This window comes from Streptosporangium sp. 'caverna' (genome assembly GCF_003203775.1).
In the GTDB taxonomy this organism is placed as follows: Bacteria; Actinomycetota; Actinomycetes; order Streptosporangiales; family Streptosporangiaceae; genus Streptosporangium; species Streptosporangium subroseum.
Map to the genome: position 1 here is coordinate 5,077,015 of NZ_CP029711.1, position 12,645 is coordinate 5,089,659.

Consider the following 12,645-nt stretch of genomic DNA (forward strand, 5'->3'; position numbering starts at 1 on the left):
AGAGTTGCACTACGATCGAGCCGCGGTCGGGGAGGATCCCGACCACGTCGATGCGGCGGCGGATCTTCTTGATCAGCCGTTCTTGTGTATCTGGAATCTTCGGAAGGCTGCTGTTTACGGTTCTCTATGACAGCGGGATGCGGATCGGCGAAGCGCTCGGGCTACGGCACGAGGACATCGCCGTCACCGAACGCGAGGTCCCGTGGTTTTCCGGATCAACGTCAACGGTGCCCGCACCAAGTCCGCGACCACCCGAACGATCCCGGTGCCGGCAGAGCCGGTCCGGCTCCATGCCGACTACCTGCACGAAGAGCATGGCGATCTCGACAGCGACGACGTGTTCGTCAATCTGTGGGCCGGCCCACAGGCATCCGCCGGTCTGAAGGATTGAGCATGTCCAACGCAGCTTTGTTTCCTGCACAAGATCCTCGGCATCTTGCAGGGAACCAAGCATGCGATGGCAATGCGCCGACAACTCGGATCGGTACGGTGCAGTCCGAGTTGCGAGATCGGTGCTGATGGTCATGCGGTCATGGCCTACTGGACGGACACCTGCTGGGCGGCGGGCACAGCCACGGTGTGGCCAGTGGTTCGCGCCGCCCCCCGGGGCAGGAGAAGTCCGATGACCGCTCCGACCAAGGCCAGTGCCGCCGCTGTTGCGATGGCGGAGCCGAAGCCGTCGCTGAAGGTCTTCGCGGAGCCGAGTCCGCCCTGGGTCGTGAAAACCGCCGTAGTGATCGCGATCCCGAAGACGCCGCCGAGCTGGCGGACCGTGTTGAACGTACCCGAGGCAGCACCGATCGCCGCCATCGGTACCGCCCCGATGACGGCGCTCTGCGCCGACGGGATCGCCATCGCGATGCCGACTCCGGAGATCATGAACGGGAGGATCAGCGGCGGATAGGCCAACCCGGGCCCGGCGATCAGCGCGATCCACCCGAATCCGACCGCCTGCAACAGTAGTCCGGCCACCACCAGCGGCCGCGCGCCGATTCTGTTTACCTGCTTACCCGCGACCGACGCGACCACGAAGAGTGGCACTGTCCACGGTGCCAGCAACAATCCTGTGGCCATCGGACCGTGCCGCAGTACGACCTGCAGGAATTGGGCAAAGAAGAACGCACCGCTGAAGGTGGATGCGAACAAGAGAAACCCGGCAGTATTGCCGGCGGAGAAGGCGCGCGTTGCGAAGAAACGCATCGGTATCAGCGGGGCGTCGGCACGCAACTCCCAGCCGACGAATACGACGAGCGCGATCGCGCCGCCGGCCAGCGCCGCGACGACCTCGGCGCTGGCCCAACCGGATTCGTTTCCCCTGATCACACCCCAAACAAGTCCGAACGCTGCCGCGCTCACCAACCCGATCCCGACATAGTCCAGACCGCGCGGGAAACCTACGTTCTCCTCGAGCCGCACCAGAACCAAGGGGATCAGCACCGCGGCGATAGGTACGTTGATCCAGAAGATCCACTGCCACGTCAGGTTCTGCACGATCACTCCGCCGACGAGCGGCCCCCCGAGCGTGGCCAGTCCGGTGATCGATGCGAACAATCCCAATGCTCGCGGCCGCTGTTCGGGTCCGAACGACGCCGACAGCACGGACAAAGCCGCCGGTGCCACCGCGGCGGCACCGGCGCCCTGGATCGCGCGGGTCGCGATGAGCCAGGGCAGGCTCGGTGCCAGCGCGCAACCCGCGGAGGCGATCGCGAACAGGGCCAGTCCACCCATCAGGACTCGCTTGCGGCCGTATCGTTCGCCCAGGGCCGCGCCGGCCATGAGCAGCACGGCAAACGGCAGGGTATATGCGTTCACGGTCCATTCCAGATCGGCAATGGAGGCATGCAGATCCAGCGCGATCGCGTGTAAAGCAGTGGTGACGACCAGCGCATCCAGCAATATCATCAGCGATGCCGTCGCTGTCAGCGCGAGCACCCAGCGCTGCCTTTTTGTCATGGTCATTGGCGATGCCCTCTCAAGGGGGCAGTGATATCGGCGTGTGTCCGCATGAGTTGCATGATTTTCCAATCGCTTTGCCGCTGGTCGGCCAGGCCGCCCATGGGCAGGCTGTCCAAGCCTGAAAGGCCTGCCGTCGGGTCAAGCGCCTTCACCCTGCGCGCAGGGTGAAGGCGCTTGACCCCAAGGAGACACTCGCCGACCGAGCCACGCAGCGGTGGCTAGGCGTCCCGGATGGACTGGTAGGTGAGGAGGACGAGGCCGTCACCGACGGTGCGGGTGCCGAGCAGACGCATGGGTTTCTGGTCGCTGGTCTCGCCGAAGAGGCGTTCCCCGGCCCCGACCACGACCGGGTAGACGACCAGCCGCAGCTCGTCGACGAGGTCGTGCTCCATGAGTGTGGGCACGAGCCGGCCGCTTGCATAGACGACGATGTCCCCGTTCACCTTTTGCTTCAGCTTCGAGACCTCGTCCATCACCTCGCCCTTCAGGACCCTTGAGTTGTTCCAGACGAGATCTTCGAGGGTCGAGGACACGACGTACTTGGGCAGGCTTCTCAACCTGTCCGCCCACTCGCCACTCCGGGAAACCCATCCCCGCGCAACGAAGTACTCGTAGGTCCGTCGACCCAGCAGCAGCGCCTCGGCGCCCAATGCCTCGTCGGTCAGGACCTTGGCCCATGCTTCACGGTCCGCCGTGGCTGGGTCGAACCAGCCGCCGAACCTGAAGCCCTCCTCACCGGTCGGGTCCTGGATGACTCCGTCGAGCGAGATGTTCTCACTGATGACGATCTTTCCCATGTCGGTTCTCCTTTGTTGTCGTTATCGGCTACCACTGATCTAGACGCCGCGACGTCGGGAAAGGAGGCGCTCATCAACCGCCCCGTTCGCCCCTCGCCCGGCGTCCATACAGGATGGAAGCGCGACAAGGTGTACAAGAGAGGTGGCGAGAGCGGAGTTGATGAGAGCCGACCTGATCAGCAGGGCGCAGGCTGGGGACGGCGAGGCGTTCCGAGCACTGACCGAACCGCACCGCCGCGAGCTACAGGTGCACTGCTACCGGATGCTCGGATCGTCCCAGGACGCCGAGGATGCCCTCCAGGACACCTTGTTAGCCGCATGGCGGGGTCTCGGAGGGTTTGACGGTCGTGCCTCACTGCGCACCTGGCTCTACCGGATCGCCACCAACCGGTGCCTCGACACACTTCGCGCGGCCAGCCGTCGCCCGGCCAAGGAGTGGGACGTCCCCGGGATCGAACCGCCCGAGCCGACCCGGCTCGGCGAGATCGTATGGCTCGAGCCCTATCCCGACGCCCTCCTCGAAGGTGCGATCAATCTGCCGCTCGGCCCGGAGGCCCGCTACGAGCAGACCGAATCGGTCTCTCTGGCCTTCGTGACCGCTCTTCAGGTCCTGCCGCCTCGCCAGATCGCCGTTCTCATCTTGCGCGACGTCCTCGGGTTCCACGCCAACGAGGTGGCCGACATGCTGGACACGACCGTAGAGTCGGTCAAGAGCGCCCTGAAGCGGGCGCGTATCGGCCTGCAGCGCCGACGGCCGATGGCCGCCGGCTCCGAACCGCCGCCCGCCGCCGACTCACCCGCTGAGGCGGCGGTGGTGGCTAAGTTCGTCAGCGCGTTCAAGTCCGCCGACATCGACGCGCTGGTGGCCTTGCTGACCGACGACGTCTTCATGTCGATGCCACCGCTGCCCCTCGAATACCAGGGCCGAGACGTCGTGGCCCGCTTCTGCGCCGACTTGTTCGGCACAGGCCGGAGGTTCGACCTCGTGCCGACCCGCGCCAACGGTCAGCCGGCGTTCGGAACCTACCTGCGCGCCTCTACCGGCATCCGCCACGGCACCGGCCTGTTCGTCCTCACCCTCTCCGGCGATCGGATCTGCGCCATGACCCGCTTCGAGAACAGCGTGCTTCCGTCGTTCGGGCTACCGCGATCGCTCCCTCACCTCCGGAAGCTGGGATAAGTCTCCACGATTCTTGCAGGTCAACACATAGGTTCTTGTCGTGCCCGCTGCCCGCGGCGTCTATCCAGAGTGCGGTCGGCGGGCCGGGCAGCCCGTGTCGCACGCAGGCTCAGGACACCCCGCGGTACAGGGGTGTGCCGTGAGCCTTACTCCAGAGCTGTCTTTGGGCCCACTCGCGACGGCAGTCGTCTGTGTCCCGGTTGGATCGAACATGTTCTACTAGTGGGCTAGCCCTGTTCCGGTCCGGCTGCCTCGGCGACACGCCCTCGACGTCGCCATGACGCTCCTCTGCGGTCACCCAGCCTGTTCGATGCGGTTCTTGACCGCGTCGAACACCTGAGACCAGCCGTCCGTGTTGGACCGTATCGCCTTGTCGCGGAGTTCCGCGGAAGTGCCCAGTGCCGTGAATCCGCTCTCGACGACACGAAGACGCGTCTTGTCGCCTTCCACGCTCAATGTGAACTCCACAAGGGTGCTGTTGTCCTCACGCAACTCCTCCCCAGGGAACGCGCTGGCCCAGCGATACGCCACGTACGTCGGCGGCTCGACCTTCTCCACGCGCACCGAGAACTCACCGAAATCGGCGTTCTTCGCAACCAGAGACGCGCCCTCCTTGGCCACGGCATCGGGCACGATCACCTCATCGGCCACCCAGAAGCCCGGCGTGGCAACGAGCGCCCAAACCCGCTCCAGTGGTGCCGCGATCAGCGTGTCGCGCTCAATCCGGTCTTCGCTCATGGGGAACTCCTCGCTGACGACATTTTCTGCAACCAATGGTTGCATATTTTTCCAATTAGGAGCAACCTACGAGTTGCGGGTGATCTGGTCGTCACTCAGGCCGTCCTGCTCTGGGGGCGAGACCGGCGTCCCCGGATCCTGTCGATGCCTGCTCGTAGGAAACGGCACGCGGCCGGTACCCGTCGTAGACGGAGGTAGGTCGCCGACAGGTCCGTGAGCGCCCAGACGTCTGCGTAGCGGTGCAGCACCGGTCTCCGAGGCCGCGTGCCTGTGTCGCAAGTCACTCTCGCGGTCATCGCGTCCAGCGACGGATTTCCCTCTCGCCGCTGGTCTTGATGTTGACCGAATTCGACCACCCTATGGAGGGTTCCAATGTCCAATTCCTTCAGGGCCGCCGTCGTTACCGGTGCCGGCCGAGGCTTCGGGCGCGCAATCGCCGCCGCGCTCGTCGCCGCCGGCACCAACGTCGTCGGCATCGCCCGTGACAAGGGAGAACTGCGTGCCGTACACGACGACCTCGGCGCGGGCTTCATGCCCCTCGCCGCGGACGCCACCGATGAGGCGCTCGCGCAGGACGTGATCCGCCAGCACCGTCCAAGCCTGCTCGTCCTCAACGCCGGGGCAACCCCGCACATGGCACCGATACACGAGCAGACCTGGGAAAGCTTCAGCCGCAACTGGCACGCCGACACCCGGCACGTCTTCACCTGGGTCCGGGCGGGACTGCGCGAGCCGCTATCGCCCGGCAGCGTGATCGTCGCGATGTCCAGCGGAGCCGCCGTGAACGGCTCCCCGCTCAGCGGGGGATACGCCGGCGCCAAGTCCGCCGTCCGGTTCATCGCCGGGTATGCGGCTGAGGAGTCGAGGCGGGCCGCGCTGGACATCAGGCTCATCACACTGATCCCGCAGCTGACCCCGGCCACCGGTCTCGGCTCGGCCGCGGTCGCCGCGTACGCCGCCCGGCAGGGCATCGACCAGGACGCCTTCGCCGCGGGGCTGCAGCCGATCCTCACTCCGGAACAGGTCGCGAAGGCCGTCGTGGAGCTCGCCCGAGATCCCGGGAGCGCTCCAGAATACCTGGTCAGCGGCACCGGCCTGCGTCCGGTCGGCTGAGCGCCGCCTACCGTGAACCTCACCGCAATCGCACAAGAAGCCGAGCTGCGATCGGACGCGCAGTTCACCACTCAGACCGAGCCGTTCCGGTCAGAGCTGCTGGCCCACTGCTACCGGATCCTCGGCTCCATCCATGACGCTGAGGATCTCGTACAGGAGACCTACCTGCGGGCATGGCGCTCTTTCGGCCGCTTCGAGGGGCGGTCCTCGGTGCGGCGGTGGCTGTACGCCATCGCTACCAGGGCCTGCTTGACGGCGTTGGAGACCCGCTCCCGGCGGCCGCTTCCCTCAGGACTGGGCGCGCCCTCCGACGATCACCAAGTGGCGGTGGCCGTCGGGGAGTCGTCGGTCTCCTGGCTCCAGCCGGCACCCGACGCGCTGCTGGGCATCGGCGACCCGGCGGCGATCGTGGCCGGACGGGCCGGGGTGCGGCTGGCCTTCATCGCCGCGCTCCAGTTCCTGCCGGCCCGGCAGCGGGCCGTACTGACGCTACGCGACGTGCTGGCCTTCTCCACGGCTGAGGTCGCCGAGATGCTGCAGACCTCGACCGCCGCCGTCGACAGTGCGCTGCGCCGCGCCCGGGCCCACATGGCCGAGGCAGGACCGGTCGAGGAGGACCTGGCCGAGCCGCGGGAAGAAGCTCGGCAAACCCTCCTGGACGGCTACGTCGAGGCATTCAACCGAGCCGACCCCGAGGCGCTGGTCAAACTGCTGCGTGCCGACGTCGAGCTGGAGATGCCGCCGATCCCGACCTGGTTCAGCGGACGGTCGGCCGTCCTCGGGTTCCTGACCGGCCAAGTCCTGAGCCAAGGCCAGTGGCGCCTGACGTCCACCCGCGCCAACAGCCAGCCCGCCTTCCTCATCCACCAGCGCGCCGACGACGGCAGGTACCAGCCCTACGGCATCCAGGTGCTGACCCTGATCGGGAACCGCATCGCCCGCATCACGTCCTTCAACGACCCAACTCTGGTGGCGACGTTCCAGGCTCGCCCCGCGTTCGCCACCTGAACGGCGCGCAGACCTAAACGCAGGCCCGCGCACACGAACCCACGAGAAACGAGAGATCACTTATCATGGCAACAATCACTGACAAGACAGTCCTGATCACCGGCGGCAACCGGGGCATCGGGCGCGCTCTGGTGCAGGAGGCCCTGAACCGGGGCGCCAAGCGGGTCTACGCCGGTACGCGCCAGCCCCTGACCCACCCCGACGAGCGCGTCACACCGCTGACCCTGGAGGTCACCGACGAGACCCAGATCCAGCAAGCCGTCCACGACATCGGGTCTTTGGACATCCTCATCAACAACGCCGGCATGGCGACCTACGACGACCTGAGCGACCCTTCCGTCATCGAACAGCACCTCGCTGTCAATCTTTTCGGCCCGTACCGTCTGATCCAGGCGTTCCTGCCGTCGCTGACGCAGTCCGGTGGAGCCATCGTCAACAATCTGTCGATCAACGCCTTCGCTCCACTGCCACTCATCCCGGCCTACTCGATCTCCAAGGCGGCCGCGTTCTCGCTGACCCAGTCGCTGCGCGCCCTACTGGCCGCACGGGGCGTGCGGGTGCACGCCATCATGACCGGTGTCGTGGATACCGACATGACCGAAGGGCTGGACATTCCGAAGGCCGCGCCGGAGTCCGTCGCGCGCGCCGTCTTCGACGGGATGGAGAAGGACGAGGACGAGATCTTCCCCGACGCCATGGCGGAGGACATGGCCGAGAGCTGGCACAACGGCGCGGCCAAGGCACTCGAACGCCAGTACGCGGCCCTCGCCGCACAGGTATGGCAATCCAAAGCGTGAGGACGGCTGACGCCACATCAGGAAGCATGAACATGGTCACCTGAGCACAAGGACGCGGTCATCTACGGCGCTGCCGGCGGCGCGGTGGCCAGAGCGTTCGCCCGCGACGGCGCACACGTGTTCCTGACCGGACGAGACCTCGACGCGCTCCCAAGGACATCTCGGCCGTCAACTTTTTCGGCTTCATCGAGGTCGAAGGCGAGCTGTCCAAGCTAGACGACGGGTGGCGACCACTGCGCCCCACTCTGGTCACCGGGGCCGGCACCGGCTTCCTCCTCGACCCGTAAGCCGCCTGGTCTGTACGGTGGCCGGCCCTGGGGCTCTTTGGTGTTCTGGAGGCTCTACGTGTCGTGACCGAGAACGAGAGACATTTCCAGTTCGGCCATCCGGTGGAGTACGTCCAAACCGCGGTGTGCGGATCAGGCGAGATGGGTGGCGAGCAGCCGGTGGAGGTTGCCACCGAGGATCTTGCGGATGTCGGGCTCGGGCCGGCCGCGGGCGAGGAGTTCGCCGGTGGGATCGTCGTGCCCGAGCCGTGTTGAAAAATGATCTTGAATCCAATCCCTACGCCTTTACAATGTAGATTAATAAGAGGACTTCGTTCAACCGCACCCTCCCGCCCCGAATCAACAGCCTGCGGATCGCAGGCGACGCCAACTCGGCCACCTGCATCTCGCCCAGGACTCCCCCATCAGCAGATCACCTCCCACTCCCCTGCCCGCTCATTGGCCGACCCGCCAAAGGACAGCACGGTGACGGCCGGCCGCACTCCTCCGGCGCCCATAGAAATCAGCACCATGAAAGCCCTCCCCCAACCGGCCGGCATTCGCGATCGGGCGGCGCAGCAGACGACGTAGGAGCGGCTGGTCGCGACCGGCGGCAAAAAGCCCGCCACTTTGAGGGAGCTCGCAAAGTAACGAGTTGCGCCGGACTCCTCTAGTGCGGTGACCACATAGGTTCACCGGGCCGCGGACACCCTCGACGGCTTGCGCAATCTTCGCCGGATTCTGCTTCGGTGCCGTATCGACATGCACGATGACGGCAGGAGGATCCGTATCCGCTGTGAACGCCAACAGCGCTGGGGCCGCCCTCGCCACCAAGCCGCATGATTAACCCCGGCGAATGATTCTTCTTGGTCACCGCATTGGTCTAGAGATCGACTGAATCACCCACCGGGATGCGGGCGTAGTCGGTCTCCTCCTCAAGCCACGCGTCGAAGTATTCCAGACCGATCTTGCTGAGCTGGATGTCGTGGATCGGGAACGCGCGGGCCGGCCGGACGGCTCGGACGAAGGTGATGGCCTCGCCGATCTTCACCCAGGGGCCGGCCGCCGGGACCAGCAGGGTGTCGACCTCTTCGGTGGGGACAAACAGGGAGTCTCCCGGGTGGTAGAGGCCGTTCACGATGAACCCGAGGTTCGGGCAGCCGGGCAGCCCGTCGATGACCTCAGCGTGCACGCCGCCCACGGCCTTCACGGTGAAGCCGGCGGCGGTGAAGGTCTCGCCTGCGGCGACCGCGACCGCTCCCTCGCCGAGCTCGCCGGCCAGCGCCGCATGGGTGTGCACGGTCAGCGCGGGATTGCCCGCCTGGGCGGCCTTGAGCGCCTCGACGTCGATGTGGTCGGGGTGCTCGTGGGAGACGAGCACGGCCGTGGCTCCGGACAGCGCCGCCTCCGCGTCGGAGAAGGTGCCCGGATCGATCACCAGCACCCGATCGCCGTCCTGGACGCGCACACAGGCGTGCCCGAAATGCGTCAGTCTCACCGGATCACCCTATCGGCCAACCTCGGCGTCGACGCCACAGTGCCTTGAAGCGGTCCTTGACCTTACGGACCTGACTGGCGCCTTCATCATCACGCCGAGTGAGGCGGAGTATCGGCCGGCTTAGGCACCCGTAAGAAGCCCATCGATCTGATCTGCGACCTCTCCGACGACCTTCCGGTGACGACCACGTCATAGTCGGTGATGGACGTACAGAGGAAGAAACCGCCCGTTCGTCGATCTGGCCATGACCGTGCCTGAGCATCGGCGCGTCGGGCCGTCAGTAGCTCAGGCCGATGAGCTCGCGCACCGGGGCGAGCCCTTGCTGTTGCGCCTTGCTGTAGGGACGTCCGCAGTAGGGGAACTGCGCGCGGATCCGGCCGGTGTCCGGAGCCACGCCATCGGTGATCGCCAGCCCGGCGCCCACGGTCAGCATCACGTCGAAGGCGTCGACGCCCAATGGCCGGCCGTTGAAGACCTGCGGGTCGAACCTGGCCTGCGTGCCGATCTCGTAGGGCAGCATGACGGGGCAGAGCCGGTAGGCGACCTGCTGACCGTAGGCGTCCGGATCCGGTACGGCCCCGGCACGGCGGGCCAGCTTCGCGGTGAACGCCGCGACCGCCGCACCGAAGTCGGCCACATCGTCGGCGGGGGCGCTCACGTGGAAGCGATCGGCCAGCTCGCCGATGGCGGGGTCGGACAAGAACAGGTGGGTGAACAGGGGCAGGCCCCACCGGTAGACCTGGGTCCGCGGCGCGTGCCCATGCAGCGAGGCCGTGGCCCAGGCATGCACCCTGCCCTTGCCGATCATGGAGTTGGGTACTTCCAGCACCGTGGCCAGCACGTTGCGGTTCTTGAACAGGTTGTTGCGGTTCTCGAACGCCTCGGTCGCGAAGCGATCTTCCTGATGCAGGGCGTTCACCAGCGTGAAGAAGCCGAATGCGTCCGCCGCCCACAGCTCGGCCGCCACCCCGACGAAGGCCTGCACGCCATGGGCGAAGACCGGCTCGCCGACCTGTCCTTCGAGGAGGAGATTCCCACTGCCGGTCTGGCCGGCCTCGACCCGGAGCACCTGATAGCGGTCGCTCTCGCCGCTGGGCCGTACTTCGAAGACGACGTCTTCCTGGGCGTCATCGTCCACGTCGAACCGGAACGCGTAGATCGCTTCCGGATGCGGGGTGCTGGGGGCGAACACACCCGCGTCGGGGTTGGTCGTGAGGACCATGGCCGTGGTGTCTGCCCGAGCGCCCGGGAACAGGTACATGTCGCAGACGTTCAGCCGTGCGTCCTCGCGGGCGCGGGTGGTGTCGAAGTGGTGCGACATCGGGATGCTCCTCTCCGCGCGCCTGCCCCATGACGGCGACGCAGTCGACTTCGATGTCGAAAAGGGCCGGGCCGGGCCAACGCGGATCGGGCTCTTGGCAGGTCACCTGCCCATACAGCCAGGATAGAACGCCGTGACTTCGATGCTCGTCAAAGTGTCACGCGGCGAGCGCCGCACGGCCCTCACCGAGGGTCGTCGGCTCGGTTCGGCCCAGTGTCTCGAAGCGGTGTTGGCGGTGAAGGCCTCCAGGTCGGAAACGCTACCGACCCCGCCTGGGGAGCGTGGCTTGAATTGTATCTACGGATGCCTTCCCGACAGGGAAAACGGAACCCCAGACAAGTCCCATTTTTCCTGGTCAGAAAGGTATTCTCACTTCAAATCACCGATACTCTCCTGCTCGTGCTCGCGCTGACCGTCGCCTGAGTGCGACCTGCGCAGCCCGTCCAGCACGAGGGTGATGACACCGTCGGTCTCGGCCCGCCAACCGGGGCGTCATGGGCCGCGCCGATGCCATGCAGTGCCATACGCCGGCCGGCGTCGAACTGCTCGACGCGGCCGGCGAGGGCGGGTTGACGCCCAAGGAGTCGACCGAGGACTTCCAGCAGCCCGGGCGATCTGCACTCTAGGTCGGCGCGGGAGTGCCGTCGCGGCCGGATGCGCTCGCCACGGCCGGGGCACCTCAGGGTTGGGCCGGGCGGCACTGGCCGTCGGAGCGCCCGGCCGCCCGCGAGCCTTTGACCGGCATCGCGCCGGGGTTCACCGGCGTGGTGGCTCAGGACTGCTCCTGGGGGCCGTTGTTGAAGAAGTCGATGAATCCGAACGGCGTGCGGTCGCCCAGGACCAGGTCCAGGATTTCGTGCGCGTCGGCGTAGAAGGCCTCGCTACGGGGGAACAGTGCCTCTTCGTAGGCTGCGAGTGCCGCTTCGGTGTCGCCGGGGTGGGCGGTGATCGCTTTGGCGAGTTCGGCGCCATCGAACATCGCCAGGTTGGCGCCGTCGCCGGACGGCGGCATCAGGTGCGCGGCGTCGCCCAGGAGCGTCACACCGGGCACGCGGTCCCAGCGGTGTCCGTCCGGAAGCGTGTAGATCATGCGCGCGACCGGAGCGGTCTCGCCGTCGGTGATCAGCGCGGTGAGGTGGGGGGCCCAGCCGTCGAACTCGGCCGCGACCCGGGCGCTCGCGGCGGCGGCGGTGAAGTCGATGTCGGCGACCCACTCGGCGGAGCGGTTCAGCTCGACGTAGGTGTGCAGGACGTTGCCCGCCTCGCGGTGCGCGACGATCCCCTTGCCCGGGGCCAGCGCATACATCGCGCCGGCGCCGACCGCCTCGGCCGTCGCGGAGTGCCGCTCGTCGACGTCGTGCAGATACGTCTCGACGAAGGTCGTGCCGACGTACTCGGGCCTGGCGTCGGACAGCAGCGGCCTGACCCTGGACCAGGCGCCGTCGGCGCCGACCAGGAGGCCGGTGGTCACGGTCGAGCCGTCGGCGAGGGCCAGCTCATGCCGTCCCTCGCCAAGGGCCCGGACATCGGAGACCTTGCTCCCCCACCGGACCGTGCCCTCGGGCAGGGAGTCGAGCAGGATCCGGCGCAGGTCCCCGCGCAGCACCTCGGGGCGCGTCATCGAGCCGCCGGGGAGGTCGAGCAGCAGTTTGCCGTTCTCGTCCAGTACGCGCGACGCGTCGGCGCCCTCGTGGATGATCGCGTGGAACTCGTCGGTGAGGCCGGCGTCCGCGAGCGCGCGTTGGCCGTCGTCCTCGTGGATGTCGAGTTGGCCGCCCTGCGTACGGGTCGCGGCCGAGGCGTCGGCCTCGTAGATCGTCGCGGGGATGCCGTGGACGTGCAGGACGCGGGCGAGGGTGAGGCCGCCGAGGCCGGCGCCGACGATCGTGACGGGTGTCGTCATCGTGATTCCCTTCCGAACATGATTGGAACTCCGTTCCATTCTTTCAGGTTGGAACAGAGTTCCATTTG

Annotated in this window: 12 protein-coding genes and 1 pseudogene; 6 read left to right on the plus strand and 7 right to left on the minus strand. The window is 66.9% G+C overall.

Annotation, left to right across the window (positions count from 1 at the left end):
* Window positions 1-202: 202 nt before the first annotated feature.
* Complete coding sequence (locus DKM19_RS50825) at window positions 203-391, plus strand: hypothetical protein (RefSeq protein WP_204359283.1); 189 nt, start codon at window positions 203-205, stop codon at window positions 389-391.
* Window positions 392-400: 9 nt separating this feature from the next.
* Here DKM19_RS50825 and DKM19_RS22460 read toward each other — a convergent pair.
* The 3 genes and pseudogenes from DKM19_RS22460 to DKM19_RS22470 all read right to left on the minus strand — a co-directional run.
* Window positions 401-526, minus strand: a pseudogene (locus tag DKM19_RS22460) (sigma factor); the annotation flags it as partial.
* Between the two features lie 11 nt (window positions 527-537).
* Window positions 538-1,959, minus strand: coding sequence for an MFS transporter (locus DKM19_RS22465; RefSeq protein WP_204358948.1), 1,422 nt, complete (start codon window positions 1,957-1,959; stop codon window positions 538-540).
* Window positions 1,960-2,174: 215 nt separating this feature from the next.
* The gene (locus DKM19_RS22470; RefSeq protein WP_110698078.1) at window positions 2,175-2,753 is read right to left on the minus strand and encodes a dihydrofolate reductase family protein; all 579 of its coding nucleotides are present in this window, start codon (window positions 2,751-2,753) and stop codon (window positions 2,175-2,177) included.
* 160 nt (window positions 2,754-2,913) lie between these two features.
* On the opposite strand from DKM19_RS22470, the gene DKM19_RS22475 reads away from it, so the two are divergent.
* Window positions 2,914-3,933, plus strand: a complete 1,020-nt coding sequence (locus tag DKM19_RS22475; protein ID WP_204358949.1) for a sigma-70 family RNA polymerase sigma factor — start codon at window positions 2,914-2,916, stop codon at window positions 3,931-3,933.
* Window positions 3,934-4,227: 294 nt separating this feature from the next.
* Here DKM19_RS22475 and DKM19_RS22480 read toward each other — a convergent pair whose 3' ends face one another.
* Window positions 4,228-4,671: an SRPBCC domain-containing protein gene (locus DKM19_RS22480; protein WP_110698080.1), complete on the minus strand. Its 444-nt coding sequence runs from the start codon at window positions 4,669-4,671 to the stop codon at window positions 4,228-4,230.
* A gap of 372 nt (window positions 4,672-5,043) precedes the next feature.
* Between DKM19_RS22480 and DKM19_RS22485 the strand changes: the two genes are divergently transcribed.
* The 4 genes from DKM19_RS22485 (at window position 5,044) to DKM19_RS22500 (ending at window position 8,131) form a co-directional block, all read left to right on the plus strand.
* Entirely contained in the window at window positions 5,044-5,784 is a 741-nt protein-coding gene (locus DKM19_RS22485; RefSeq protein ID WP_110698082.1) for an SDR family oxidoreductase, read from the plus strand.
* Window positions 5,785-5,796: 12 nt separating this feature from the next.
* Entirely contained in the window at window positions 5,797-6,792 is a 996-nt protein-coding gene (locus DKM19_RS22490; RefSeq protein WP_239514388.1) for a sigma-70 family RNA polymerase sigma factor, read from the plus strand.
* Window positions 6,793-6,857: 65 nt separating this feature from the next.
* Window positions 6,858-7,589: an SDR family NAD(P)-dependent oxidoreductase gene (locus DKM19_RS22495; protein WP_110698084.1), complete on the plus strand. Its 732-nt coding sequence runs from the start codon at window positions 6,858-6,860 to the stop codon at window positions 7,587-7,589.
* Window positions 7,590-7,939: 350 nt separating this feature from the next.
* The gene (locus tag DKM19_RS22500; protein WP_110698086.1) at window positions 7,940-8,131 is read left to right on the plus strand and encodes a hypothetical protein; all 192 of its coding nucleotides are present in this window, start codon (window positions 7,940-7,942) and stop codon (window positions 8,129-8,131) included.
* A 607-nt stretch (window positions 8,132-8,738) separates the two neighbouring features.
* Here the strand turns inward: DKM19_RS22500 and DKM19_RS22510 are convergent.
* The 3 genes from DKM19_RS22510 to DKM19_RS22520 form a co-directional block, all read right to left on the minus strand.
* Window positions 8,739-9,353 carry an MBL fold metallo-hydrolase gene (locus tag DKM19_RS22510; protein WP_110698090.1) on the minus strand — a complete coding sequence of 205 codons (615 nt, stop codon included), beginning with the start codon at window positions 9,351-9,353 and terminating at the stop codon, window positions 8,739-8,741.
* A 277-nt stretch (window positions 9,354-9,630) separates the two neighbouring features.
* The gene (locus tag DKM19_RS22515; protein ID WP_110698092.1) at window positions 9,631-10,674 is read right to left on the minus strand and encodes a DUF4331 family protein; all 1,044 of its coding nucleotides are present in this window, start codon (window positions 10,672-10,674) and stop codon (window positions 9,631-9,633) included.
* Between the two features lie 772 nt (window positions 10,675-11,446).
* The gene (locus DKM19_RS22520) at window positions 11,447-12,577 is read right to left on the minus strand and encodes an NAD(P)/FAD-dependent oxidoreductase (protein ID WP_110698094.1); all 1,131 of its coding nucleotides are present in this window, start codon (window positions 12,575-12,577) and stop codon (window positions 11,447-11,449) included.
* Window positions 12,578-12,645 lie beyond the last annotated feature (68 nt).